The sequence below is a fragment of the Pseudovibrio exalbescens DSM 16456 genome (assembly GCF_000422785.1).
Lineage (GTDB): Bacteria > Pseudomonadota > Alphaproteobacteria > Rhizobiales > Stappiaceae > Pseudovibrio > Pseudovibrio exalbescens.
On the sequence record NZ_AUGS01000001.1, the window covers coordinates 405,472 to 431,000 of the forward strand.

General features: G+C 57.1%; 26 protein-coding genes. 12 read left to right on the forward strand and 14 right to left on the reverse strand.

The annotated features are described in order from the left end of the window. Nucleotides 1–42: 42 nt before the first annotated feature. Together G512_RS0101845 and G512_RS19705 are read right to left on the reverse strand one after the other, a co-directional pair. On the reverse strand, nt 43–1,260 hold the full coding sequence (locus tag G512_RS0101845; RefSeq protein ID WP_028480225.1) for an NADP-dependent isocitrate dehydrogenase: 1,218 nt from the start codon (nt 1,258–1,260) through the stop codon (nt 43–45). Between the two features lie 304 nt (nt 1,261–1,564). Further along, entirely contained in the window at nt 1,565–2,161 is a 597-nt protein-coding gene (locus tag G512_RS19705) for an HdeD family acid-resistance protein (RefSeq protein WP_228130460.1), read from the reverse strand. Nucleotides 2,162–2,413: 252 nt separating this feature from the next. Between G512_RS19705 and G512_RS0101855 the strand changes: the two genes are divergently transcribed. The 3 genes from G512_RS0101855 (at nt 2,414) to G512_RS0101865 (ending at nt 5,621) form a co-directional block, all read left to right on the forward strand. Beyond that, nucleotides 2,414–3,187: an RNA methyltransferase gene (locus tag G512_RS0101855; RefSeq protein ID WP_028480226.1), complete on the forward strand. Its 774-nt coding sequence runs from the start codon at nt 2,414–2,416 to the stop codon at nt 3,185–3,187. 4 nt (nt 3,188–3,191) lie between these two features. Further along, nucleotides 3,192–3,995: a glutamate racemase gene (murI, locus tag G512_RS19710; protein ID WP_051268749.1), complete on the forward strand. Its 804-nt coding sequence runs from the start codon at nt 3,192–3,194 to the stop codon at nt 3,993–3,995. A 180-nt stretch (nt 3,996–4,175) separates the two neighbouring features. Next, nucleotides 4,176–5,621, forward strand: coding sequence for an alanine/glycine:cation symporter family protein (locus G512_RS0101865; protein WP_028480227.1), 1,446 nt, complete (start codon nt 4,176–4,178; stop codon nt 5,619–5,621). Nucleotides 5,622–5,660: 39 nt separating this feature from the next. Here G512_RS0101865 and G512_RS0101870 read toward each other — a convergent pair whose 3' ends face one another. Further along, the gene (locus G512_RS0101870; RefSeq protein WP_028480228.1) at nt 5,661–6,293 is read right to left on the reverse strand and encodes a lysoplasmalogenase; all 633 of its coding nucleotides are present in this window, start codon (nt 6,291–6,293) and stop codon (nt 5,661–5,663) included. 200 nt (nt 6,294–6,493) lie between these two features. On the opposite strand from G512_RS0101870, the gene G512_RS0101880 reads away from it, so the two are divergent. The 4 genes from G512_RS0101880 (at nt 6,494) to G512_RS21975 (ending at nt 10,155) form a co-directional block, all read left to right on the forward strand. After that, nucleotides 6,494–7,291, forward strand: a complete 798-nt coding sequence (locus G512_RS0101880; RefSeq protein ID WP_028480229.1) for a methyltransferase — start codon at nt 6,494–6,496, stop codon at nt 7,289–7,291. 242 nt (nt 7,292–7,533) lie between these two features. Further along, nucleotides 7,534–8,151, forward strand: a complete 618-nt coding sequence (rpsD, locus tag G512_RS0101885; protein WP_028480230.1) for a 30S ribosomal protein S4 — start codon at nt 7,534–7,536, stop codon at nt 8,149–8,151. A 170-nt stretch (nt 8,152–8,321) separates the two neighbouring features. Next, nucleotides 8,322–9,296, forward strand: coding sequence for a tRNA 2-thiocytidine(32) synthetase TtcA (ttcA, locus tag G512_RS0101890; RefSeq protein WP_036488004.1), 975 nt, complete (start codon nt 8,322–8,324; stop codon nt 9,294–9,296). A 130-nt stretch (nt 9,297–9,426) separates the two neighbouring features. Further along, a complete protein-coding gene (locus tag G512_RS21975) occupies nt 9,427–10,155 on the forward strand; it encodes a pentapeptide repeat-containing protein (RefSeq protein WP_162143356.1) in 729 nt (242 codons plus the stop codon). Between the two features lie 12 nt (nt 10,156–10,167). Here the strand turns inward: G512_RS21975 and G512_RS19720 are convergent, their stop codons facing one another. The 5 genes from G512_RS19720 to G512_RS0101920 form a co-directional block, all read right to left on the reverse strand. Beyond that, entirely contained in the window at nt 10,168–10,446 is a 279-nt protein-coding gene (locus G512_RS19720; RefSeq protein ID WP_036488272.1) for a hypothetical protein, read from the reverse strand. A 195-nt stretch (nt 10,447–10,641) separates the two neighbouring features. Next, on the reverse strand, nt 10,642–10,977 hold the full coding sequence (gene grxD / locus G512_RS0101905) for a Grx4 family monothiol glutaredoxin (protein WP_028480233.1): 336 nt from the start codon (nt 10,975–10,977) through the stop codon (nt 10,642–10,644). 127 nt (nt 10,978–11,104) lie between these two features. After that, the gene (locus G512_RS0101910; RefSeq protein ID WP_028480234.1) at nt 11,105–11,338 is read right to left on the reverse strand and encodes a BolA family protein; all 234 of its coding nucleotides are present in this window, start codon (nt 11,336–11,338) and stop codon (nt 11,105–11,107) included. 79 nt (nt 11,339–11,417) lie between these two features. Next, nucleotides 11,418–13,622 (reverse strand): phosphoribosylformylglycinamidine synthase subunit PurL, encoded by a 2,205-nt coding sequence (gene purL / locus G512_RS0101915; RefSeq protein ID WP_028480235.1) that lies wholly within the window; start codon nt 13,620–13,622, stop codon nt 11,418–11,420. Between the two features lie 423 nt (nt 13,623–14,045). Next, a complete protein-coding gene (locus G512_RS0101920; protein ID WP_028480236.1) occupies nt 14,046–14,585 on the reverse strand; it encodes a peroxiredoxin-like family protein in 540 nt (179 codons plus the stop codon). A gap of 122 nt (nt 14,586–14,707) precedes the next feature. On the opposite strand from G512_RS0101920, the gene G512_RS19725 reads away from it, so the two are divergent. Both G512_RS19725 and chrA read left to right on the forward strand, forming a co-directional pair. Beyond that, on the forward strand, nt 14,708–15,514 hold the full coding sequence (locus G512_RS19725) for a helix-turn-helix domain-containing protein (protein WP_036488007.1): 807 nt from the start codon (nt 14,708–14,710) through the stop codon (nt 15,512–15,514). A gap of 43 nt (nt 15,515–15,557) precedes the next feature. Next, entirely contained in the window at nt 15,558–16,793 is a 1,236-nt protein-coding gene (gene chrA / locus G512_RS0101930; protein WP_028480237.1) for a chromate efflux transporter, read from the forward strand. Nucleotides 16,794–16,867: 74 nt separating this feature from the next. Here the strand turns inward: chrA and purQ are convergent, their stop codons facing one another. From purQ to purC, 4 genes are all read right to left on the reverse strand, one after another. Further along, nucleotides 16,868–17,542 carry a phosphoribosylformylglycinamidine synthase subunit PurQ gene (gene purQ / locus G512_RS0101935; RefSeq protein ID WP_028480238.1) on the reverse strand — a complete coding sequence of 225 codons (675 nt, stop codon included), beginning with the start codon at nt 17,540–17,542 and terminating at the stop codon, nt 16,868–16,870. A gap of 25 nt (nt 17,543–17,567) precedes the next feature. After that, nucleotides 17,568–17,675, reverse strand: a complete 108-nt coding sequence (locus tag G512_RS22935; RefSeq protein ID WP_228130461.1) for a phosphoribosylformylglycinamidine synthase-associated small membrane protein — start codon at nt 17,673–17,675, stop codon at nt 17,568–17,570. 14 nt (nt 17,676–17,689) lie between these two features. Beyond that, on the reverse strand, nt 17,690–17,929 hold the full coding sequence (gene purS / locus G512_RS0101945) for a phosphoribosylformylglycinamidine synthase subunit PurS (RefSeq protein ID WP_028480239.1): 240 nt from the start codon (nt 17,927–17,929) through the stop codon (nt 17,690–17,692). Nucleotides 17,930–18,102: 173 nt separating this feature from the next. Beyond that, nucleotides 18,103–18,867, reverse strand: coding sequence for a phosphoribosylaminoimidazolesuccinocarboxamide synthase (gene purC, locus G512_RS0101950; RefSeq protein WP_028480240.1), 765 nt, complete (start codon nt 18,865–18,867; stop codon nt 18,103–18,105). A 333-nt stretch (nt 18,868–19,200) separates the two neighbouring features. Here purC and G512_RS0101955 point away from each other — a divergent pair, with 333 nt between their 5' ends. Together G512_RS0101955 and G512_RS0101960 are read left to right on the forward strand one after the other, a co-directional pair. Continuing rightward, nucleotides 19,201–19,524, forward strand: coding sequence for a DUF1476 domain-containing protein (locus G512_RS0101955; RefSeq protein ID WP_028480241.1), 324 nt, complete (start codon nt 19,201–19,203; stop codon nt 19,522–19,524). Between the two features lie 96 nt (nt 19,525–19,620). Beyond that, nucleotides 19,621–20,394 carry an HpcH/HpaI aldolase family protein gene (locus G512_RS0101960; RefSeq protein ID WP_028480242.1) on the forward strand — a complete coding sequence of 258 codons (774 nt, stop codon included), beginning with the start codon at nt 19,621–19,623 and terminating at the stop codon, nt 20,392–20,394. Nucleotides 20,395–20,456: 62 nt separating this feature from the next. Here G512_RS0101960 and rpe read toward each other — a convergent pair whose 3' ends face one another. Both rpe and G512_RS0101975 read right to left on the reverse strand, forming a co-directional pair. Further along, nucleotides 20,457–21,134, reverse strand: a complete 678-nt coding sequence (gene rpe / locus G512_RS0101965; RefSeq protein WP_028480243.1) for a ribulose-phosphate 3-epimerase — start codon at nt 21,132–21,134, stop codon at nt 20,457–20,459. A gap of 243 nt (nt 21,135–21,377) precedes the next feature. Then, on the reverse strand, nt 21,378–21,857 hold the full coding sequence (locus G512_RS0101975; protein ID WP_028480245.1) for an Lrp/AsnC family transcriptional regulator: 480 nt from the start codon (nt 21,855–21,857) through the stop codon (nt 21,378–21,380). Nucleotides 21,858–22,024: 167 nt separating this feature from the next. Between G512_RS0101975 and G512_RS0101980 the strand changes: the two genes are divergently transcribed. After that, entirely contained in the window at nt 22,025–25,510 is a 3,486-nt protein-coding gene (locus tag G512_RS0101980) for an indolepyruvate ferredoxin oxidoreductase family protein (RefSeq protein WP_028480246.1), read from the forward strand. The last annotated feature ends 19 nt before the right edge of the window (nt 25,511–25,529 follow it).

Sequence of the window (25,529 nt, forward strand, 5' to 3'; positions counted from 1 at the left end):
GGGAGCGCCCTTGATCGTCAATCAACCAGATTCAGCTCTGGCTTACTTTGCAGCCATGGCCTTTTGAAGGTTCTCGTCGACCTTGTCCAGGAAGCCGGTGGTGGTGAGCCACTTCTGGTCTGGACCAACCAGCAGGGCCAGATCCTTGGTCATGTGGCCGCTTTCCACGGTCTCGATGCAGACGCGCTCCAACGTTTCGGCAAAGGTTTTCAGCTCGGCGTTGTCGTCCAGCTTGGCGCGGTGGGCCAGACCTCGTGTCCACGCGAAGATGGAGGCGATGGAGTTGGTGGAGGTTTCTTCACCCTTCTGGTGCTGACGGAAGTGGCGGGTCACCGTGCCGTGCGCGGCTTCCGCTTCAACAGTCTTGCCATCTGGGGTCATAAGAACGGAGGTCATCAGACCCAGAGAGCCAAAGCCCTGTGCAACGGTGTCGGACTGGACGTCGCCGTCATAGTTCTTACAGGCCCATACATAGCCACCGGACCACTTCATGGCGGCTGCCACCATGTCGTCGATCAGGCGATGCTCGTACCAGATGTTGGCAGCTTCGAACTTGTCCTTGAACTCGGCTTCGTACACTTCCTGGAACAGGTCCTTGAAGCGGCCGTCATAGGCTTTCAAGATGGTGTTCTTGGTGGACAGGTAGCACGGTACCTTGCGGTTCAGCGCGTAGTTCATGGAGGCGCGGGCAAAGTCGCGGATGGAATCGTCGAGGTTATACATGGCCATGGCCACACCGGCGGACGGTGCATCAAACACTTCGTGTTCGATTTCGGTGCCATCTTCGCCAACAAACTTGACGGTGAGCTTGCCCTTGCCCGGGAACCTGAAGTCCGTCGCGCGGTACTGGTCACCAAAGGCGTGACGGCCGACGATGATCGGCTGTGTCCAGCCCGGCACCAGACGCGGTACGTTGCTCATGATGATTGGTTCACGGAAGATGACCCCGCCGAGGATGTTACGGATGGTACCGTTTGGCGAGCGGTACATGCGCTTCAAGCCAAACTCTTCAACGCGGGCTTCATCTGGAGTGATGGTGGCGCACTTGACGCCAACGCCGTATTCCTTGATGGCGTTCGCCGCATCGACGGTGATCTGGTCGTCGGTCGCATCGCGAGATTCAATGCCGAGGTCGTAGTACTTCAGATCGATGTCGAGATATGGATGGATCAGCTTGTCTTTGATGAACTGCCAGATGATGCGGGTCATCTCGTCGCCGTCGAGTTCGACGACCGGATTGGCAACTTTGATCTTCGCCATGATGGTTTGACCTCGTGTTAGAACTTAAATGGATTGGCTCTGGGCCCGAATTCGCTCCGTGTATACACGTGTGCGCAATCGTGCGCCAGTCGGAAATCCTCGCTTTGGACAGCTGTTGTATAGCACTATGGAAAAACACGGAACAGCATGCGCGAGATCAAACTTGCCCTGAAAACTGCTCTATTCCTGTGAAAAATCGTCGTTTTGAGGTCTACGTGAAACGACTGACCCTAGGTGAGGGGCAAAAATGGAAAAATCGGAGCCGGTGGGGAACGGGCTCCGATTCTTGTTCAATAGTCATGCGTCATGCATGGCCGGGTGTCTGTTGGGCTTTCGATACAGCCCTGGCCGTTAGGGCGATCGCGATGTAGCTCCAGCCGTTGAAGATGATGGAAATACCCACGATCAGGCCCAATGCCCATGCGGCTGACAGGGGAAACTCGAAGAAGATGCACAGGCCTGCAAGAAGCGAGATGGTGCCAGCGGTGAGAATCCAGCCCCACCCATCATGCGGCTTGAGCTTCAAAGAGAACATGACCTGCGAAATCCCTTGGATGATGAAGACGGCGGCCAGCACCAATGTGAGCGCAGCAGTCCCGAAAGCCGGGTTGTAGTAGACAGCGCCGCCGCCGATGATGGCAATCACGCCGGTGATGAGTTGCCACAGGAAGCCGCTCCACTCCTTGACCGAGAAGGCATGCCACAGCTGGATTGCCCCGCCGATGACCAGCACGGCGGCGATGACCAATGCAATGGCGATGGAGGAGGCCAGAGGCATGGCAATCACGACCATGCCGCCGATTACCAAAAGCACGCCCAGTGCCAGAAACCGGCCCCACTTGTCGATCACCATTTGTGTCATGCTGGGAGCCATCATGTGTCCTGCTTGGTTCTGCGTCATCAAAAACCCTCCTGTTGCTTCGGGTTGGTGTCTTGCTGGCGGCCGGGGTCATTGTGCCGAGCCGCTCCGATCAATCTTTCATGACCTTACGTCAATATTATTAGCACTCCGATAATATGCAAACTGATACAACTCTAAGGAGATGAGGTGACGAGAATGAGATCACGACCCTGCTTGCGCGCAGTTCTTGAAAAATAAACAGGGGCGCGGCTTTTGCTGGAAAACGGGTCGGCTATCGGCTATCTGAGCGGCATGTCTGAGATGGAACCCACACCTAAACCCGCCCTTCCGCCGGCCATCATCCTGTGTGAGCCGCAATTGGGCGAAAACATCGGCATGGTTGCCCGTGCCATGGCCAATTTCGGCCTGAGCGACTTGCGCATCGTCAATCCGCGAGATGATTGGCCCAGTGAGAAGGCGCGAGCGGCTGCAAGCCGCGCAGACCATGTGATCGACGCTGCCCGTGTGTTCGACCGGGTTGAGGATGCGGTGGCTGATTTGCAGATGCTGTTCGCCACGACCGCCCGCAACCGCGATATTCCCAAGCCGGTTGTCGGACCGGATGAGGCTGCCGCCGAAGCGGTAAGCTACGGCGCGACGGACCTTGCCACTGGCTACATGTTTGGCCGGGAACGTTGGGGGCTCAACAATGATGAGGTGGCGCTCGCCAACAAGATTGTCACGCTGCCGGTAGATCCGACCTACGCTTCGTTGAACATTGCTCAGGCTGTTCTTGTATGCGCCTATGAATGGCGCCGGACGGCAACGGCAGGAGCCTTGCCATTCACGCTGGAGGACCAGGAAGGCGAACCAGCCTCGCAGGAAGCCATTCAGCGAATGTTCGATCATCTGGAGGGCGCTCTGGATGCGCGCGGTTTCTTCCGCCCGGTGGAAAAGAAGCCGGTTACGGTGCGCCGCCTGCGTAATATCTTCCAGAAAGCTGATCTGACTGACAATGAAGTGCGCATTCTGCGCGGTGTCATTGCTTCCTTTGAGAAGTATCCCCCCAAGCCAAGGGGTGAGTAAGGCCATGCCTGCTGTCGATCCAGAAAAGATTTCGGTTGGTCGGTGCGACATGCCGGGCCGCATTCTTGTGTTTGACAGCGGTATTGGCGGGTTGTCGGTGTTGCGCCATATTCGGCGCAATCGCCCTGAGGATGGCCTGCTTTATCTGGCGGATGATCTCGGCTTTCCCTATGGCGATTGGGAAGAAGAGGCATTGGCCGCGCATATCGAGAGGCTGATTGCTCGTGTCGCCACCGAATGGAGGCCGTCGGCCTTGGTGGTGGCGTGCAACACGGCTTCCACCTTGGTGCTGCCGCGTTTGCGGGCACGGTTTACGTTTCCCATCGTGGGGACGGTGCCCGCCATCAAGCCGGCTGCTACCGCGACCCGAAGCGGCATGGTGTCTGTTCTGGCAACGCCCGGTACGGTTCGGCGGGATTATACGAGAGACCTGATTGCCACCTTTGCCAAGGGAGTCGACGTGACTCTGGTTGGTGCAACGCGCATTGCACAACTAGCGGAAGACAAGCTGGCAGGCCGGTCTGTGGACATGTCGGCGCTCGCGGACCAAATACACCCCTGTTTCAAGGAATATCAGGGCAAGCGCACGGATTGCATTGTCCTTGCTTGCACACACTATCCGTTCCTCCTAAGAGAGATGAAAGAGGTCGCGCCGTGGCCCGTCGAGTGGATCGACCCGTCTGCGGCCATTGCCCGCCAACTTGATCGGGTGTTGCCCGTTGGCAATGCGGTTCATCCGGCCCCTTGTTTGTTTATGTATTCTTCTGGGCACGTGTTCAACGAGCCTGATTTTGAAGCGTTGTCCTGATCAGGGCAGCTGGTTTTCTTTTATTTCCTTTTCCTGAGTCTTCCGGCGGTTGCTTCATGCCGCGTTATGCCGCAACGTAAGTTGTGGTGACGCACGGTGTGAAACCCCGCTTGCGTTTCGCCCGTTTTTCTCGCGAGCGCCAACAACAAGAATACGGTTTGAAAGGAACAGCTGGGTTTGATCGATACTGTTATCAACTCCATCAATGGCATATTCTGGAACTACATCCTCGTCTATGGCTTGCTCGCCGTCGGCCTGTTTTTCACCATTCGCTTGCGCTTCTTGCAGTTCCGGCATTTCGGACAATGCTTCAAGGTGCTGATGACCAGTCGGACGGAGGACCGGAGTGGCATTAGTCCGTTTCAGGCTCTGTGCACCAGTCTGGCGTCTCGTGTGGGGACGGGCAACATCGCTGGTGTTGCTGTCGCCCTGACGCTGGGCGGGCCGGGCGCCATTTTCTGGATGTGGATGGTGGCGTTGGTGGGCATGGCGACCTCCTACGTGGAAAGTACGCTGGCCCAGCTTTACAAGTACGTGGACGAGGATGGCCAGTTGCGCGGCGGTCCGGCGCGTTACATGGCGGTGGGCCTCAAGGCGCCCTTCATGGGCCACATCTTTGCTATTGTGCTCATTTTCTCGTTTGGTCTGGTGTTCAGCGCCGTTCAGTCCAACTCCATTGCCGAGGCGATGGATAGCGCCTTCTCGTTACCGGAATGGATAACGGGCGTGGCGCTTGTTCTGGCTGCCGGGCTGGTGATCTTCGGCGGAATTCGCGCCATTTCACGGTTCGCAGAGCTGGTTGTGCCGTTCATGGCTGGAGCGTATGTGTTGATGACACTGGTGGTTCTGGTGTTGAACGTGACCGAGATCCCGCAGATGCTTTGGAGCATCATCGCCCATGCCTTCGGGTGGGAGCAAGCCGCTGGGGGTGTGACCGGTGGTGTCATGGCCGCCATGCTCAACGGCATCAAGCGCGGCCTGTTTTCCAACGAGGCAGGTATGGGGTCGGCACCCAACATTGCCGCCTCGGCTGTACCCGACCCGCATCATCCGGCCAGTCAGGGCTTTGTGCAGGCGCTGGGCGTTTTCATCGACACCATCATCGTGTGCACCGCGACAGCTCTTTTGATCCTGCTTTCGGGTATCTATCAGTTCAACAGCGAGTTGACGGGTACAGCGCTGACACAGGCCGCGGCAGTGGCTCATATCGGACCGTTCGGAACCTACTTCATTGCGATTGCAATCCTGTTCTTTGCCTTCACCACCATCGTTGCCAATTACTCCTACGCAGAAAATGCCATGGTTTATCTGGAGCATGGGTGGAAGCCGGGCATCACGGTCTTGCGCCTTGCTGCGCTGGGCATGGTGTTCTGGGGAACGCAGCAAAAGGTTCAAACCGTTTTCAATGCGGCCGATGCGGCCATGGCGTTAATGGCGACAATCAATCTGGTGGCAATCGTGTTGCTATCGCCCAAAGTGGTAGTATTGACCAAGGATTACCTCGCGCAGGTCAAGGCAGGCATGTCGCCGCATTTTGAAATCAGCGAGCATCCCGATCTGGCCGAAGGTGTTGACGCCACCGTGTGGACAGAAAAACGCCCCCCGTTTCCGCAGCCTGCTGAATAGGTTTCAGGCTGAAGGCAAATCAAGCTGGCCGTCGCCGGATCAGGCGACGGTCAACGCCAGAAAGATGGCTAGTTGCCCGCCGTAGTACAGCGCCCACAGCGCCACTGATATTGGCAGGGTAATGCTGGAACGCTCTGGCAGACGGAACAACTGCAGGGAGAGCAGGATGTCCGAGGCGACAAAGGCGAGGGCGCCAATCATCACCCAGCCGCCAATCTGGGTCGCCAAAACACCCATCGCCACTATCAACAGCACGTAGACCGCCACCGGTAGTTTCAAGTCGTCAGTATATGGCAGGAGCCACCATACCGTGGAAACGGCCAGAAGCCCGAACACGCCACCTGTCAGGGCCAGACGGGTGAGGTCGAACTCGGCGATCAGGTGCCAAAACAGGATGATGTAAAGGATGTGGGCGACGGCAAAGCTGCAAAGGCCGACGAGAAAACGGGTATTGCCCGGCGCAGCCAGAGCCGCGTCTCCAATGCTGGAAGCGGCCAGCGCGGCCACGAGCAGCCACGGTGCATTCATCCACGCGGCGGCCACGCAGACCACCGCAAGGGAGAGTGTTTTCAGCAGGGTCTTGAGGGCTGAGGCCGGTCGCCAACTGTAGTACGCACCATAAATGCAGGCTGCGAGCAGGCTGAGAGCCATGTAAGGGGCGGTGATGAGCATGGGGCACTTTCTCCGGCATGGGGGGATTCCCTTGGTGTGGAGATGACGCCACGAGATGATGTGCAGCGACAACTGCAACTCTTGGTGGGTTTTGCCGTTACCGATGCCCGGATCGGATCTGAACCCGCTGAAATTCGGGAGTTTCAAACGCTGGTGAACTGGCCCAGAGTCGAGCCAAGAATTTGCCAGGGCGCCTTTTGATGACATCCATTCCACTGTTTCTCAGTCGCTTTACCCGGGCGGCTGCAGCTTTCAACATCAGCTTGTGTTGGGTCGAGCGTTTTCTTGGCCTGTTGTTTGATCTGCGGGGCGGGATCTTTGTTACCGAGGGCATGCGCTTTGAAATCCCAAAGGGGCTGACCACACGCCAGTATCGAGGCCGCTTTATGGTGGGCGCGCATGAATGGAACGAGCGCCGGCTGATCACGCGGTATCTTTCAGCGGATGCGCAGGTTCTGGAGTTGGGTGGCGGTTGGGGCGTTGTGTCGTGTGTCATCAACAAACGCCTGCGCAATCCCAAGGCGCATGTGGTGCTGGATGCGGATCCTCGGGCCATATCCGTCCTCACGCGCAATCGAGCCGCCAACGGGGCGGGGTTCGCCGTCGTTCACGGTGTGGTCAGTTCGCGGGCGAAGGAGCGGGTGTATCTGTCGCCTTCCGTTGGTAGCAGTAGCCTTGTGTGTGGCAAACCCGGCCGGGCGCAGGTCAAGGCACCCGGCTACAGCATTCGCGCTCTTGAGCAGCAGCACGGGTTGGCCTTTACCTGCTTCGTGGTGGACATTGAAGGTGCGGAGCTGCAATGGGCTCAGGACAATCGGGAGGCATTGAGCCGGGTCGAGCTGTTGGTGCTGGAAGTTCATCCGCGCAAGTTGTCGGCGCACCAATTGGCCGAGCTTGAGGCGCTGTTGCGAGGGTGTGGGCTGCACCGGATAGACCGGCTCTACGAAGTGGAGGTGTGGCGGCGTCAACCGTTCATTGGTGACCACGGCCAGCTTTAGGGCAAATCCTGCGCTTTTTCGCGGATTGCTGCGGTTGAACACGTTGACTCAGGACCGCGTTTCCAATAGAAACCCGTTGATCTGGCGGTGCCGTTTCGGTGCCGCCTTGATTTTTACGCACCCGCGGGGTCCGGCAGGCGCTTCTTGCCGTGACACCTGTCAGTCTCTCGAGCCGTTGGTTCGGGTGAAAAAGGAGGGCGCGTTTCCTTTAATATGAATTAAGCAACGCAAAGGAAACTGCGATGTCTAAGCGCCATAGCGCCAAGTACAAAATTGACCGCCGGATGGGCGAAAACATCTGGGGTCGTCCCAAGTCTCCTGCCAACCGTCGTGAATACGGCCCAGGTCAGCACGGTCAGCGCCGCAAGGGCAAGCTGTCTGACTATGGTGTCCAGCTCCGCGCCAAGCAGAAGCTCAAGGGTTACTACGGCAACATCTCCGAAAAGCAGTTCCACAAGGTTTATGTTGAAGCGTCTCGCCTGAAGGGCGATACCTCCGAAAACCTAATCGGTCTGCTGGAGCGCCGTCTCGACGCTATCGTTTATCGTTCGAAGTTCGTACCGACCGTTTTCGCAGCGCGTCAGTTCGTCAGCCACGGTCATGTCAAGGTCAACGGCAAGCGCGTCAACGTTTGCTCCTACCTGTGCAAGCCAGGCGACGTAATCGAAGTTCGCGAAAAGTCCAAGCAGATGGCTCTGGTTCTGGAAGCTGTTCAGTCCAACGAGCGTGATGTGCCGGACTACATCGATCTTGATGGAAACAAGCTGACCGCAACGTTCAACCGCGTTCCGGCGTTCTCTGACGTACCATACCCGGTACAGATGGAACCAAACCTGGTTGTGGAATTCTATTCCCGCTAATAGCCAGCGACAGCTTGAGATTACTGGCCGCCCTCTCCGGGCGGCCTTTTTCATTTCCGGGCCCCGTTTTGACGCTTGTTTTTTCTTGTGCCTGAGGGCATGTTGCGCGGCGTTTACTGCCCGTCATCGGGCGCTTGATCCCGGACCAACCAACGTAAAGCCGAAGATCCATGGACGACGTCACGCACTTGCCTACCGCCTCAGACCCGGTCACCACAGCTACCGACCCGGAATGCCATCCGCTGTTTCGGCAGGTGCCGAGCACGGTGGAGTTCAAGAAGCTGCGCAAGCGGTTGCTGCGCGAGACCCGGCAGGCGATTGATGATTACGCCATGGTCGGCCGCGACCCGAATGAGACCCCGCCCAAGTGGCTCATCTGTCTGTCCGGTGGCAAGGACAGCTACACGCTGCTTGCCGTGCTGATGGATTTGAAATGGCGCGGCTTGTTGCCGGTGGATCTGATTGCCTGCAATCTGGACCAGTCCCAGCCCGGGTTCCCCCAGCATATCTTGCCGGAGTTTTTCGAGCGCCATCAGATTCCAAACATCATCGTGCGCGAAGACACCTATTCCATCGTCACGGACAAGATCCCTGAGAACCGCACCTATTGCTCTTTGTGTTCGCGTTTGCGCCGCGGCATTCTCTATCGCATCGCGCGCGAGCAGGGCTGCGAGGCGATCGTGCTGGGGCATCACCGGGATGATGCGCTGGAGACGTTTTTCATGAACCTGTTCCACGGCGGACGCATGGCCTCCATGCCGCCCAAACTGGTTAATGATGACGGCGATCTGATGGTGCTGCGGCCGCTCATCTATTCGTCGGAAGCGGATATCGAGAAGTTTGCCAAGGCCATGGCGTTCCCCATCATTCCGTGCAACCTTTGCGGCTCACAGGACGGGTTGCAGCGGGTTGAAGTGAAAAAGATGCTGCAGCAGTGGGAGCGTGAGACGCCGGGCCGTTTGGGGATCATGGCACGGTCGCTGGCCCATGTGCGCCCCTCCCACCTGCATGATGGCGAGTTGTTCGACTTTGAGAACCTGAGACCAGCATCAACCTCCGACGGGTCAGCCGAAGGGGAGGCGGAGGAGCCCTGCGCGGCCTCTCTGGCCATGACGGCCAACCTGTTGGATCTGGGCACGAAGTAGGGCGGGTACCTGCCGGCCTTAGCAAAAACGACCCTAAACTATTGAGAGGTAAGCCAGATCCTTGTTTACAAGGTCTAGCTTTCTTGTGTCTTGGCGTTGCGCGCGGATGCCGTTGGGGCAATCTGATGCCATGACACAAGCTGGGAATGATTCGCGCGGGCAGGGATGGTCCAGTGGCTGCAGGCGAGCATGTGCGCTCGCTCTGTGCGTCCTTGTTGCGGCCTGCGCAAACGTCAAGCCCAGCGTTCAGGACTGGTTTCCGAGTTCATCCGTGAATGGTGATCTGCCATGGGGAGAGATTGCGGGCCGAAACCTCAATGGGGTGCAATGGGCAGGGAGGCGCTTCGAAGGGCAGACCTTTCGCAATCTCAGCTTTGTCGGTGCGGATCTGACTGGCGTGAATTTCAACCGTGCCACTTTGGAAAACGTGGACCTGTCCCTGGCCACTTTGAATCGCGCTTCGTTTCGCGGTGCCAAGCTGCGCAACGTCACGTTCTATGCGGGGTCGCTGCGGGGCGTTGATTTTACGGGCGCGCGTCTGGAAACCGTCATTCTGGATGCGACGGACTTACGGGGCAGTTGTTTTGAAAAATCCGATCTGTGGGAAGTGCCGTTCGAAGGGGCCCGGTTGAGTGGTGGTTCGTATCCAGAACAACATCCGCCCAATGTTTGGCCCCGGTCCTTTTATGCAGTGGTGGAGCAATTGCCATGTCCCGGTGGGACGGATGCCGCGACCGCGCTCTACGGACAATATCAGCCGCCGGTAGAGGTGAAGCCCATCAGCGGGCCGCTCTACAAGCGGGGGCGGTTGCGTGTTCGGCCGGATGATGCACCTCGCCGCACGCCAGAAAGCCGCTAGGGTCAGCCGCGATCAGTCTTGGCTCGCGTAATAGGCTTTGCCCGCAAAGCCGCCCATTGGCTTGTCACGCATCAGGATCACGAGGTTTTCCTGTGCGGTGGTCCGCGCTTGCGTTGCCAGCCCGCCGTGAGAGCGGCACACGTCTTCAGCGCTCATGGTGAACTGCGGTGTAAACACCGTCAGCCGCTCGCACTCAACCTTGCGCAGGTTGGTGGGGGATGCGTTGAGGAAAGAAAAGGCGCCCGCGACGAGAAACAGGGCGGAGATGACCAGATATGCCAGCTTTTTCATGGCCTTGCCCCCGGAAAATAAGATTGCAGTTCCGATCATGCCGCGTGTTGCCTGCGCTGCATGATCAGGTTGCACCTTAACCGTGTTCGCCTGACGTGAGGCTGAATCTCCCGTTCATGGTGCATTCATCTTGCGATGAAACCGACGGGCGATAGTTGCCGCCCGCCGGGAAACCTTGCTGGCTTACGCGTTCACTCAGGCGTCCTGTGCGGTCTGGATGCCCTTTTCGTTGAACATAGCCTTGAGTTCCTGAGATTGGAACATTTCGCGCACGATGTCGCAACCGCCAACAAACTCGCCCTTTACATAAAGCTGCGGAATGGTTGGCCAGTCACTAAAATCCTTGATGCCCTGACGAAGCGCATCGTCTTCCAGCACGTTATGGCCGACGTACTTGACGCCGATGTAATCGAGGATCTGCACTACCTGGCCCGAGAACCCGCACTGGGGAAACGACGGTGTGCCTTTCATGAAAACCACAACGTCGTTGTTGTCGACCTCGTTCTGGATCCAAGCCTTGATGTCGCTCATACTCATGTGTCCTTTCGTCCGTCCAGGGTCAAAGCCTGGCGACTGATATGGTCATTATGGGTGACTGCCTAGGGCTTTTAACGGATAAAGCCGTGTCTGTCACATGCTTCGACAGACGGAACCACCGTTATTCCGGGGCGGATGTCTGCAGGGCAAGAGCGTGCAATTCGCCGCCCATGCGGCCCTTCAGGGCCTTGAACACCATCTGGTGCTGCTGCACCCGAGACTTCCCCCGAAAGCTCTCGGAAATCACCACAGCGGCGTAGTGATCACCGTCACCGGCGAGATCGCGAATTTCAACATGGGCGTCTGGCAGAGCCTCTTTTATCATGCTCTGAATTTCTCCCGCGTCCATTGCCATGCGATCGCCTCCTCTCCTGACTAGAGTGCTCCCGGTCGCGTCGTGTCCGGGAGCGTGCCAATTTCCCTGGTTCGCTCAATCAGGCGTTTGCCATGAAGGTCGGGAACCATGCTTCGTGAGCCTGTGACAGCTTGTCGACCGATATGGTGGTCACATTCTCAAAAATCAAATCCGAACCGCCGGTTGTTCCCAGTTCTTCCACTTCGATGCCAAGATCGGATGCATCCTCCACAAAAGCAGCCAGATCCTTTTGACGAAGCGTCACCACATAGCGTGCCTGATCTTCACCGAACATCTTCGCATGTAGATCCGTCCGGTCAAGCTTAACCGTTGCACCCATCCCGCCGGAAATCGCCATTTCCGCCAGGGCCACAGCCAAGCCGCCCGAGGAGATGTCATGGGCAGCGGTGATCCGGCCCGCCGTGATGGTGTCACGCACGAAGGTGCCGATGCGTTTTTCCTTGTGCAGATCCACTGGTGGTGGAGCGCCTTCTTCCCGGCCAAACACTTCTGCCAGATACTGGCTTTGCCCCAGATGGGTGCCCTGACCGCCAAGAAGAACAATGGCGTCACCTTCCGCAACAAAAGCGCTGCCCACGCGTTTGGATACATCCTTGAGCAGGCCTACGGCGCCAATGGCGGGTGTTGGCAAGATGCCTTCGCCATGGGTTTCATTGTAAAGCGATACGTTACCGGACACGATCGGTGTCTCAAGCAATTCGCAGGCTTCGCCGATACCCTTCAAACATCCCACAAACTGGCCCATGATCTCGGGCTTTTCAGGGTTGCCGAAGTTGAGGTTATCCGTTGTTGCCAGTGGCAAGGCGCCCACAGCAGACAAATTGCGATAGGTTTCGGCCACGGCCTGCTTGCCGCCTTCAAACGGATTGGCATAGCAGTAGCGCGGGTTCACATCCACGGTAAAGGCAAGCCCCTTCTGGGTGCCTTCCACGCGGATTACGCCAGCATCACCGCCGGGTGTGGCGGCCGAGTTGCCCTGAATCAACGTGTCGTACTGTTCATAGACCCAGCGCCGTGAGGAGCCATTGGGGCTGCACACCAGTTGCAGCAGCGCCTGACCATAGTCGGAGGGCTCGTCAATGCGGGATGCAGCAATTGGTGCCGGTTGCGGCCAAGGCAGCCATGGGCGATCATATTCCGGTGCTTCGTCGCCCAGTTCCTTGATTGGCAGATCGGCCATCACGTCGCCGTGGTGCTTGACCACAAAGCGTTTGGTGTCGGTTGTGACACCCACAATGGCAAAGTCCAGCCCCCACTTCTTGAAGATGGCTTCCGCCACATCTTCCTTGGATGGCTCAAGCACCATAAGCATGCGCTCCTGACTTTCGGAGAGCATCATCTCATAGGCACTCATGTTTTCTTCGCGCACAGGTACACGGTCCAGATCAAGCTCGATTCCGAGATTGCCCTTGGCACCCATTTCAACTGCCGAGCATGTCAGGCCCGCAGCGCCCATGTCCTGAATGGCAATCACGGCTCCTGTCTGCATCAACTCGAGGCAGGCTTCCAACAAGCACTTTTCAGTAAATGGATCACCAACCTGAACAGTAGGACGCTTTTCTTCAATGGTGTCGTCGAACTCGGCGGAAGCCATGGTCGCGCCGCCAACACCGTCACGTCCGGTCTTTGCGCCGAGGTAGACCACTGGCAGGCCAACGCCCTTGGCTTCGGAGAGGAAGATCTTGTCCGCGTCTGCAAGGCCGGCCGCAAAGGCGTTCACCAGGCAGTTACCGTTGTAGCTCTTGTGAAACTCAACTTCACCGCCCACCGTTGGTACGCCGAACGAGTTGCCGTAACCGCCTACACCGGAAACGACACCAGACACCAGATGTTTGGTGCGCGGGTGCTCCGGCTCGCCAAAGCGCAGGGCGTTCATGGCAGCAACCGGGCGGGCACCCATGGTGAACACGTCACGCAAAATGCCGCCGACACCCGTTGCCGCACCCTGATAGGGCTCGATGTAGGAGGGGTGGTTGTGGCTCTCCATCTTGAAGACAACGGTCTGGCCGTCATCAATGTCCACGACACCGGCGTTTTCACCCGGTCCCTGAATGACGCGAGGCCCTTTTGTGGGAAGGGTTTTCAGCCATTTCTTTGAGGACTTGTAGGAGCAATGCTCGTTCCACATGGCGGAGAAGATGCCCAACTCGGTGAAGGTCGGCTCGCGACCGATCAAGTCGAGAATGTGCTGGTATTCATCGGGCTTGAGACCATGAGCGGCGATGAGTTCTGGGGTGATCTTGACGGTGTTCTGGATCATCACTTTCTGTCTGCTTGAAAGGGCGCGGTGCGCCGGACCGAGGTTAGGTGGTTCCTAACAGATTGAGCGCGGAAAGTGAAACCGGCATCTACACATTCGATGGCGAAATTTCTGGGGTGAGCTGCAAAACAGAGCAGTTACGTCCTCCTGATGTCTGATCTGTCCAACGCCATTAGCCGTGACGCTCCTTAGAGTAAGCGTGATTGATGGAAAGGAGGATAAGTTTTTATCGAGCAGCCGGGCGTTCGAAGATCGGCCTTGATCATGCCTGGAAACATCTGCGGATGACGGTACAGCCTGCACAACTGAAACAGTGAACGACGTTTGTATGCGTTTCTTTCAAACGAACGCATTTTGAACGCAAGGGTATGAACAAAGGTGAGGCGCGTTCGCTGCGAGCGGGTAACGCGCCTTCAAGATGCCGAGTTATGCAACTGACCCGGTGTACTCACCCCGCGCCGGATAGTTGTTGGCCTTTACAAAATCCAGGGCCCCAAGCAGCGGCTTGAAGTCGGGACGGGCGAACGGCATGGTTTGCACATTGCCATAATACAGCGTTCCATCCGGTTTGATCAGGAACAGCCCCGGCTCCGAGAATTTCGCAGGCTCCTCGATGCCGATGGAGGTGGTGCCGCGGCCCTCCGAAATATAAAGGCCCCATTCCTTCGCGTTGGACAGGGAAAGGGAATGACCTACGCGCAAGTTATCCGCGCGGATCTTGGTAGCAAATTCTTCAGCGCGGTCTGCGTCGTCCGAAGACAGCGCGAGAGTTGTTACCCCTTTATCATTGAACTCTGGTGTCAGTCGTTCCAGCTCCTTCAGGTAGGTCGCGCAGATGGGGCAGTACAGCCCCCGATAAAACACCAGCATGGTGGCGAACTCCGGACTTTCGTTGGCCAGGTCGAAGGTGCTGCCGCCGACGAGCGGAACACGAAGGGAGGGGACGGGTTGACGAGGAACAAGCATCGGGACGGTCTCCTGAAGGCGGTTTCTGGGTTGTTGGTCTGGGTTGCGTAGCTTTGAATTTCAGCTAGAGTACCGTACTAGAAATAGTTTTTTGTTCAGAAAAACTGATCCAGAGTACAAAAATGACCGAAAGCCAGCCGCTTGATCGCCTGTGGGGCATTATCGAGAAGTTTCGTGTGAAGGCCATCATCACTGCGGATCCTTCCCCGCGAACCCCTTCCGGCAACTTCTTCATTTACGACTGTGATCGCAGCCTCCACCGGCGGTTGGTCTTCTTGCCCCATGAGAGTGGTGAGCGGGCAGGGGCTTTCGAGCTTTGTGAGGACCGGCATTTGCTCCTTGCCGCGACAGTGACGATTGGAGGTCCGGAATCCTTGATTGCGAGGGCTTTGCCAGAAGAGGTAATGGTCGATTTGGCAGAAACATCGGACTTGGCGGCGGTTGCCGAGCTGCTGGTCGAGGAAGTCACAATGCCACGCTGTGGGGGCCCTGCGGTTTTTGGCAGGCTTTGTGAGGTGCTTGTCATTCGCCTGTTACGGCATGCAATTAAGGCGGGTGTCGCTGATGTGGGATTGATCGCCGGACTGGGGCATCCCAAGCTGGCACAAGCCATTGTCGCGATGCATGAGGCACCAGAAAAAAGCTGGCGTCTTGAAACCCTTGCGGACGTGGCGGGTATGTCCCGCACCCAGTTTGCGACGGGGTTCAAGGAAGTTCTTGGGACAACGCCGGGGGCTTACCTGAGCCAATGGCGGCTGGCTTTGGCTCATCTGGAGTTGGAAGCGGGACGCCCTTTGAAGGCTGTTGCCGCTCGCGTCGGGTTTGCTTCACCTGTCGCGCTCTCGCGGGCGTATCGTCGGCACTACGGTGTCTCGCCCCGCGAGGCCCGATCCGACAGCACGCCAGCGGAACTGTCTCGGGTGGCTTGAGCTTGTGAGGCCATGTTTTAACTAGAGTTTTGGGAACTGCATGATGCATGAAGACAAGGCCGAGCCGCAATCTGGTTCGGATGGCAAGCCGGAGGGGACAGCGTCTGAAGTCTTTTCGGCCTTTCTCAAGCTGGGGGTGACGTCATTCGGTGGGCCTATTGCCCATCTGGGTTATTTCCGAGATGAACTGGTGCAGCGGCGCCAGTGGGTTTCTGAAGAGCGGTATGCCGATCTCGTGGCGCTTTGTCAGTTCTTGCCCGGTCCTGCCAGCTCGCAGGTGGGGTTTGCGCTGGGCTTGCTTCGGGCCGGGCCGCTTGGGGCTTTGGCGGCCTTTACGGCGTTCACGTTGCCTTCTGCTCTGATCCTGATCGCCTTTGCGTATGGCGCTGATGCCTTTGGCGGGCCTGTTGGACTTGGACTTATTCACGGTCTGAAGCTCGTGGCGGTTGCCGTTGTGGCGCAAGCAGTCTGGGGGATGGCGCAAAACCTATGCCCGGACAAGGAAAGGGCTGCCATCGCCGTGATTTCGGTTTTCATCGTGACGTTTTTGGCTGGCGCTGGCGGTCAGATTCTGGCGATCCTGTTTGGTGTTGGCGTCGGTTTTGCTGTGTTGCGGACGCCTTCTCTGAGCGGCGAGCGGCACATGCGGTTTCCGGTTAGTGGCCCGGTCGCTGCAGTGTGTTTCGCCTTGTTTCTGGTCCTGTTGATCGGGGTGCCCCTTGTTGCGGGCGGCGCAACTGATACAGCGCTGAGCGTTTTCGATGGGTTCTACCGGGCCGGTGCCTTGGTGTTCGGGGGCGGCCACGTGGTTCTTCCCTTGCTGCAAAGCGAGGTTGTGGCCACAGGCTGGCTGAGCAGTGAGAGTTTTCTGGCCGGATATGGGGCCGCTCAGGCCATGCCGGGCCCGTTGTTTACCTTCGCCTCTTACCTCGGTGCGGCCATGTCCGAACCGATTGGCGGGCTTCTGGGGGCCTTGGTGGCAACGATCGCCGTGTTCCTGCCGGGCTTTCTGCTCTTGATTGCGGCCCTTCCGTTCTGGAACGTCATTGCGCTACGCGCCGACGCGCGCGCCGCCATGCGCGGGGCCAATGCGGCTGTTGTCGGCATTCTGGCGGCCGCGCTTTACAATCCGGTTTGGACCAGTGCGGTTTTGGGGCCGGCAGACTTTGCCGTCGCGCTGGCGGGCTTCATCTTGTTGGTGCGCTGGAAGCTCGCTCCGTGGATTGTGGTTGTGCTATTGGGCGCAGCCGGCGTTGCCCTGAAGCTTTTGCTCGGTTGAGGGCAAGCTGACACGTGGACATGAAAAAAGCTCGCACCAAGGTGACGGGCTTTTCTTTTGACTTTTCAAGAGGATCAGGCGGCTGCCAGGTTTGTGAACACGCTTTCGAACATGGCGCGGCCTTCCACGCCACCATGGAGATCTTCTATCAGATTTTCCGGGTGTGGCATCATGCCGAGGACGTTGCCCTTGGCATTTGTAATGCCGGCAATATCGTTGATCGAGCCGTTCGGATTGGTCCCGTTCGCATAGCGGAAAGCAACCTGACCGTTGCCTTCGATTTGTGCCAGTGTATCTGCATCTGCAAAGAAGTTGCCATCATGGTGCGCGACCGGACAGCGCCATACCGCTCCCTTCTCCATCTTGGAGGTGAAAGCCGTGTTGGTGTTTTCAGTCTTCAGCATCACTTCCTTGCACACGAAGTGCAGTGAGGCATTGCGCATCAGGGCGCCCGGCAGAAGACCTGCCTCTGTAAGCATCTGGAAGCCGTTGCAGACGCCCAGAACATGCCGGCCCTTGTCCGCTGCATCCTTGATGGCCTGCATGATCGGCGAGCGGGCGGCAATCGCGCCGGAGCGCAAGTAATCCCCATAGGAGAAGCCGCCGGGCAGGACCACAAGGTCCACATCCGGAAGGGTGGTTTCAGTGTGCCACACTGTGGCGACGGGCTGGCCGGAGATTGTCTCCAATGCCTTGATCATGTCGCGGTCCCGGTTCGAGCCGGGGAAGATGATGACTGCGGACTTCATAGGACCTTGCTCAGCTTTCTATGAATTACAGGAGTATCAGCACTGCCAGAAGGGAGAGCAGCATGGGAAGCAGGATGAACACCGCCGCCTTGATGGCCATGAAGCGTATGATCTTCTTGGAGTCGTCCTGCATGCGCTCTTTTCACCTTACAGCAGTTCGATGGCGTAGTTTTCAATCACCGTGTTGGCGAGAAGCTTTTCGCACATGGCTTCAATGTCAGCCTTTGCAGCTTCAGCATCGCGGTCCGTCAGTTCGATGTCGAAAACCTTGCCCTGACGGACACCTTCAACACCATCAAAACCGAGAGAGCCAAGAGAGCCTTCAATGGCTTTGCCCTGAGGGTCCAGAACGCCGTTCTTTAGGGTAACGGTGACGCGTGCTTTCATGGTTTTGTCAGATCCTCTGAGTTAGGTCGGGTCGCAGAGCGCCGCGAAAAATGGCGCCGACTATTCGAGGCGTTCTTACCTCGGACCATTGCAGGATAAAAGGAAAAAATAAGGGGCGATCCCATATGTCGCCCCTGTTCTTCTCTATGATCGGGTCAAGACCGCAGGTACTGTTACTTTACAAGTACAGGGCCACTGCCGGCCGGGCGGTCGTTCTCGATCAGAATGCCAAGACGACGGGCCACCTCTTGATAGGCCTCAACCATGCCGCCCATGTTCTGACGGAAGCGGTCCTTGTCCATCTTGTCGTTGGTCTTGGTATCCCACAGACGGCAGCTGTCCGGCGAGATTTCATCCGCCAGAACAATGCGCATCATGTCACCTTCGATCAAGCGGCCAAGCTCGATCTTGAAGTCCACGAGGCGGATGCCAACACCCATGAACAAGCCCGACAGGAAGTCATTGATGCGGATGCCCATGGCCATCATGTCATCGAGTTCCTGAGGTGTTGCCCAGCCGAACGCCGTGATGTGTTCTTCGGAGACCAGTGGGTCGCCAAGTTCGTCGTTCTTGTAATAGAACTCGATGATGGAGCGCGGCAACTGAGTGCCTTCTTCGACACCAAGGCGCTTGGTCAGCGAACCAGCCGCGACATTGCGCACCACAAGCTCAATCGGGATCACGTCCACTTCGCGAATGAGTTGTTCACGCATATTCAGACGGCGCACGAAGTGCGTCGGAATGCCGAGGTTATTCAGGTTGGTGAAAATATACTCGGAGATTCGATTGTTCAGCACGCCCTTGCCGTCAATAACCTCATGCTTTTGGTTGTTGAAGGCAGTCGCATCGTCCTTGAAATGCTGAATCAGAGTACCTGGCTCAGGCCCTTCATATAAAATCTTGGCCTTGCCTTCGTAAATTCGCCTGCGGCGGTTCATAAGCGCGTACCACTAGAGTTCGAGAGTTTTTTCATTCTTCAGCGGGCTAAGCCGAGTGCTTCATTTATGATACCACAGCTTTGTGAGGGACCACAAAAGAGCGCTGGGCAGATCTGGTCCGCCGTGCGCGCGGAAGTTAACCGACTTTTAAAGAAATCACAAATCGGCAATTCACGACGGAGTTCAGATCCGCTGAATCTGAAGAAATCGAGCTGTAAAAGCAGGCAAAGATTTTTGACCTTTAAACGCCAGTGACCTAATATTTAAAGGGAAATGAAGATCTTGGACATATCGGTCCATGATCCAGAAAATCAGTGGTCTGGGAGGCTGCTCATGACAACATTTGACGAACGCAAAGAAGGTTTCGAGCACGGCTTCGCACTTGGCTCCGAACTGGCGTTCAAGGCGAAAGCCCGGCGCAACCAGATGGTGGGTCTTTGGGCGGCAGAAAAACTGGGGTTGGATGCCAAGGAGGCGGATGCTTATGCCTCTGAAATGATCGCCCTGCACTTGAAGCCAGATGCCGAGGACAACGTGTTCAAACGTATCGTTGCGGATTTCGAAAAGGCCGGTGTGCAACAGTCACATCATCAGATCCGTCGCACGATGATGCAGCTTCAGGTTGAGGCTGAAAAGTTGGTGCGGGAATCAGCTTGATTCGACACTTGGTATTTTTGAGAGTTATTTTGGATGCGCGGTCGGTCGGGCCGCGCATTCTTTTTTGGGGAGAGGCCCGTTTGGGTGGGAGGCAAAATGTCGTTTTTCGAAAATTGTATCGCGGCGCGTTTGCGACGCGGTGAAGTCGTGCACAGTGCCTGGAGCAGTCTTGGGGTTCCCGTGGTCTGTGAAACGCTGGTCAAGGCGGGGTTTTCTGCGGTAACTGTTGACATGCAGCACGGTATGGCGCGAGGCGCAGAAGCACGGGACTGCATCAGCGCCATTGCCTATGCGGGGGGCGCGCCGGTTCTGCGGGTGTGTGTTGGTGATTTCCAAGACGCCAGTTGGATGCTGGATGTGGGCGCTCAGGCCATCATCGCGCCAATGATCAACAGCGCAGAGGAAGCGCGGCAGTTGGTCGGGTTCTGCAAATACCCACCCGTTGGAGCACGCAGTTTTGGTCCATTTCGTGCCGGCGGTCTGCATGACATCGACATGATCGAGTACCAGCAGAAGGCGAATGAGGTCACTCTTGCACTGGCAATGATCGAGACGCCTGATGCGGTTGAGGCCCTGGATGACATTCTGGCCGTTGATGGTTTGGATGGCGTGTTTGTAGGACCGGCTGATTTGTCGCTTACTGTCTCGGCAGGAGAAGAGGTGGCGCCGACCTCTGAAAGTGCGTTAAAGATGCAAGCCGATATCGCGCGGCGCGTGGCGGTTTACGGCAAGGTGGCCGGTATGTACTGCGTGAGCGAAGCGCATTTTCAGGCTTCGCTCAAGGCAGGTTACAGGTTTTTGGTGTTTGGGGCTGATGCTCAACTGCTGACGGATTCAGCGGTGAAAACCGCAAGTCTCACCCAGAACTGACCAATCCTGTTGCGCCCCATGCCAAGTGGGGCGTCAAAGGGAAGCGCTCCGGATGGTCGTTGCTAGCTTTGTGCTGTGGCGACGGCCTCGCGCAACGCGGAGATGTTCTGGCGGTAAGCATCCTCGGTACCGCCCTTGAAGACTGCCGAACCTGCTACCAGAGTATCCGCGCCCGCTTGTGTCACCAAAGGAGCCGTTTGCGGGGTAACCCCGCCATCTATCTGGAGGCGAATTGGACGGTCGCCGATCATCTGTTTGATACGACGCGTTTTATCGATCATGGCAGGAATGAACTTCTGCCCCCCGAACCCTGGATTGACGGTCATGATGAGGATCAGATCAAGGCGATCGAGAACATATTCGATGCAGCTTTCCGGCGTTGCCGGATTGAGGGAAACGCCCGCCTTCTTGCCTTGATTACGCACTGCCTGGAGGGTTCGATCCAAGTGTTTCGTCGCTTCAGCGTGAACTGTGATGTAGTCTGAGCCAGCCTTCGCGAATGCTTCGATGTATGGATCAACGGGCTCAATCATCAAGTGGGTGTCAAACACCTTGTCTGTCGCCGAGCGGATTGATGCTATTACATCCGGGCCGAACGTGATGTTCGGCACGAAATGCCCATCCATCACGTCCAGATGGATCCAGTCCGCGCCCGCTGCTGCGACGTCCCGGACTTCCTGGCCCAGCTTCGAAAAATCGGAAGCCAATACCGATGGTGCGATGACAAGTGGATTGCTCATCTGATGATCTCCAGAGCCTGCATATGTTTGTGACATGCCGCTAGCATGGGGATGCAAACATGGCAAGCTTTTGCCCCTCTGGTGCTGGTGGCAAGAGCGGGGAAGGCAATCTTGAGGTGGATGCGCCTGGCTAATTTCATCTTGGTCAAGTTCAAGTAAAACAGGATGAATTCCCGCTTTCGTTGCGGGAGGCCGTCCGACCGCGAGAGCCGCGCCAATGCGGCCCTCACTGTTTAGTCGGGCTCAAGTCTCGCGGAGTGGCAGAGCAACGGTTTCTTTGATTGTAGACACCACGATCCGGGATTGAACGTCACTCACCAATGCATTGTCCAGCAGCTTAAGCCGCAGGAAATCATCATAGGATTTGATGTCGTCGGTCACCACCTTGATCAGATAGTCAACGGCACCCGTGATCCGCTCGCAGGTGACGACTTCAGGCCACCTGGCGACGAGCTTGTCGAATTGCTCCATGTTTTCGCGGCTGGGCAATGATAACTTGACGAAAGAGTACGCCAGAAAATTGAGACCAACCGCTTCCCGGTCGACTACAGCGGCGACCTGTTTGATGATTCCCGTCTCTTTCAGCTTCTTGATCCGGCGCCAGCATGGTGTCTGGCTCATCCCCGCTTCTCGAGCAATATCAGCAATGGACATGGACGCGTCTCGTTGCAGGATTCTCAACACGCGCACGTCCGAACTATCTAGGAGAGAATTTTCGTTCATGTGCCCCCTGGTGAAATTTTTATTTCGATCACCTACGTAATATCAGGTATGTTAGCACAGAAATATCTGGAAAAAAGGATCATGATGGAGGGAAGAACGTGAGCTGTTCGACATCAGCGGGAGGAGGGATAACCCGTTGATGCTTAAGGGAGGAGGAGCCCCATATAATGAATGTTCATGTGCCGACCGTGCACCTAGATGACAAGTATAATCTAACGAGTGGCCGAGTCTACATTTCGGGAATCCAAGCATTGGTTCGGGTTGCGCTGGACCGCGCGCGATTGGATCGGGCCGCCGGCTTGAACACCGGTGGGTTCATATCCGGGTATCGCGGTTCTCCGATTGCGGGGTATGACAGCGAACTGCAGCGCTCCAAGAAGCTTCTTGATCCACTCAACATACAGTTTCAGCCGGGTATCAACGAAGAGTTGGGAGCAACTGCCGTTTGGGGGTCCCAGAAGGTTCGCCAACACGGACAAGGTGCTTCTGTCGATGGCGTTTTCGGCATCTGGTATGGCAAGGCCCCTGGTGTCGATCGGGCGGGCGATGTGCTGAAGCAAGCCAACGCCAGTGGCGTGGACCGCAATGGGGGGGTGCTAGCACTTGCAGGCGATGATCATCTGGCGAAGTCGTCCATCTTGCCGGCGCAGAGCGAATTTTTCTTCGAACACGCGGAAATCCCGGTCTTGAATCCTGCGGACGTGCAGGAAGTGCTCGACATGGGCCTGCATGGCTTTGAGCTTTCCCGGTTTTCCGGATTGTGGTCCGCCATGATCTGTCTGGCGGATACGATGGATGGGTCGTCGACGATCTCCGTCGACATGGATCGCCACCGTTTCATCTGGCCGGAGGACAAGGACCCGCACAAGAGCGCCGAGTTGAATCGAGTACTCCTGCTGGGCAACAGGCTGGAGACGGAGCGGCTGTTGCGCGATATTCGCCTGCCGGCTGCGCAGGCTTATGCGCGGGCCAATCGGCTGGACCGTGTCGGTTATGGCGCGACCAAGCCGCGGCTGGGATTGGTTGCAACCGGTAAGGCCTATCGTGATTTGTGCCAAGCGTTGCAGCTATGCGGCATCACCGAGGAACGGGCCAAGGAGATGGGGCTTGCGGTCTACAAGGTCGGCATGCCGTATCCGCTTGATCCTGCAGGCTTTGGTGAGTTTGCCCGTGGTGTTGAACGGATCATGGTCGTTGAACACAAACGGGCGTTTCTCGAACCCCAGATCAAAGAAATCGCCTATGGCTGGTCCGAGGAGCAGCGCCCGCAGGTGTGGGGGAAAAAGACGCCCCATGGAGAGCCTCTGCTTTCCGACGTGCTTGAATTGTCGATGGACGAGCTTGTCCGGGCGGTCATGACTTTCTTGCCGCGCGATTTCGTCACCGACGAAATGAAGGCCGTTGCTGATCGCATGATGCGTCAGCAGATGTGGGCGCAGGGGCACGGAGAAAAGGCGTCGCGCGTGCCCTACTTCTGTTCCGGCTGTCCGCATTCCTCCTCTACGGTTGTCCCGGAAGGTGCTCGTGCCATGCCCGGCATTGGCTGTCATGCCATGACTGAGGTCGCCGGGCGGTCTACCGATGGGCAGATCGCCATGGGGGGCGAGGGCGTTCTGTGGGTTGGTCAGGCGCACTTTGCCAAGGATAAGCATGTGTTCGCCAACATGGGCGATGGCACCTATGTGCATTCGGGTATTCTGGCGATCCGTCAGGCGGTTGCCGCGGGTGTACCGATTACCTACAAGATCCTGTTCAACGATGCCGTGGCCATGACGGGCGGCCAGCAACATGATGACAAGCTGACCGTTCCCGCATTGTTGCGCCAACTGGATGCGGAAGGCGTAGGCAAGATTGCCCTTCTTTCAGAACGACCGGAAATCTATGAAGGACGTCACGATTTGCCACTGGCCATGCCGGTGCAGCACCGCGACTACCTGATGGATGTGCAAAAGCAATTTCAGGCTTATGAGGGTGTGTCCGCGATCGTTTACGACCAGACCTGCGCCGCAGAGAAAAGACGCCGGCGCAAGAAGGGCTTGTATCCTGATCCTGACAAACGACTTTTCATCAATGATCGCGTCTGTGAAGGCTGCGGGGACTGCTCTGTTCAATCCAACTGCCTGTCTGTGGAGCCACTACAAACCCCATTTGGAGAGAAGCGGCGCATCAATCAGTCTTCCTGCAACAAGGACTTCACCTGTGTGAAGGGCTTCTGCCCCTCTTTTGTTTTCGTGGAGGGGAGCGCCCTGCGCAAAGCCACCGCAGTTGACCTGGATGTAGAGACACTGGTGGCACAGCTGCCTGAGGTAACCCATCCGGACTTGTCGGAAACGCGCAACATGCTCATTGCCGGTATCGGCGGTATGGGCGTGACGACGGTGGCCGCAGTTCTGGCCATGGCAGCGCATGTGGACGGTTTGCAGGCGTCGACGTTGGACATGACAGGCTTGGCGCAAAAAGGAGGGCCGGTTACTTCCCACATTCGCTTTGCCAGTGCGGATGGATCCATCGAAGGACCGCGTGTGCCTCCGGCTCGGTTGGACACACTGCTGGCCAGCGACATGCTGGTGGCCACAAAGGCTGAACAGCTGACCATGGCCCATCGCACGCGTACCCGGACATTTGCGAATACACGCGTGGCTCCGACTGCCGAGTTCGCCATGAAGCAGACCTTGTCCTATGAAGACGCCAAGATGGTCAAAACACTTGAGGAGGCGTCGCTGGAACTCGCGCAGTTTGATGTGGCAACAATTGCAGAAAAGCTCTTTGGAGATGCAATCTACACCAACATGATGCTGGTCGGGTTGGCTTATCAGGCCGGAAGCCTGCCGCCGTCGGCGGAAGCAATCGAACAGGCGATTGCCATCAATGGGGCGGCGGTCAAAGCCAACCTGCAGGCATTCCGTGCTGGACGGATCCTCTATGCCAACTCCGAGGCGATCTTCAAGGCGCTGCCGCGCGAAGATGCCTTGAAGATGATGAGCCTGGATGAAAAGATGAAGTTCTACGCCAGCGAACTGAGTGCCTATCAGGATGCAGCGTATGCACAGCGTTTCATTGACCGCATTGAAGCGGTGCGCGCAAAAGACGCCGAGCATGGGCCGGGTACCTTTGAGTTGACCTCAACTGCAGCGGACATGTTGTATAAGGTCATGGCTTACAAGGATGAGTATGAAGTGGCGCGCCTCTATTCTGATCCGGCTTTCAAGCGCAAGTTGGAAGCCCAGTTCGAGAACCCGCGCAAGCTCACCGTCATGTTGGCTCCGCCGTTCCTGTCCAGAGAGTTGGATCCACGCACAGGTCGCCCCAAGAAACGCGCCTTTGGTCCTTGGATCTTCAAGGCGTTTAAGGTGCTGGCCGCTGGTAAAAAGCTGCGGGGTACTCGTCTTGATCCGTTCGGCTATACGGAGGAGCGGCGAGAAGAGCGGCAGCTATTGGTTCAATACGAGGCGGATCTATCGCGCGCGATCGGGCTATTGGGCACCTCCAGCTATGGCCTGTTGACCGAATTCTTGCGGATGCCTGATCTGGTGCGTGGTTTCGGTCCCGTCAAAAAGCAATCTCTCCACCGGGCGCAAGCGCGGCGCAAGGAGCTTTTGGCGCAACTTGAGGATGATCCTTCAACTGTGCAGTTCAAAACAGCGGCTGAATGACGTTAGGTTGGGTGTGATC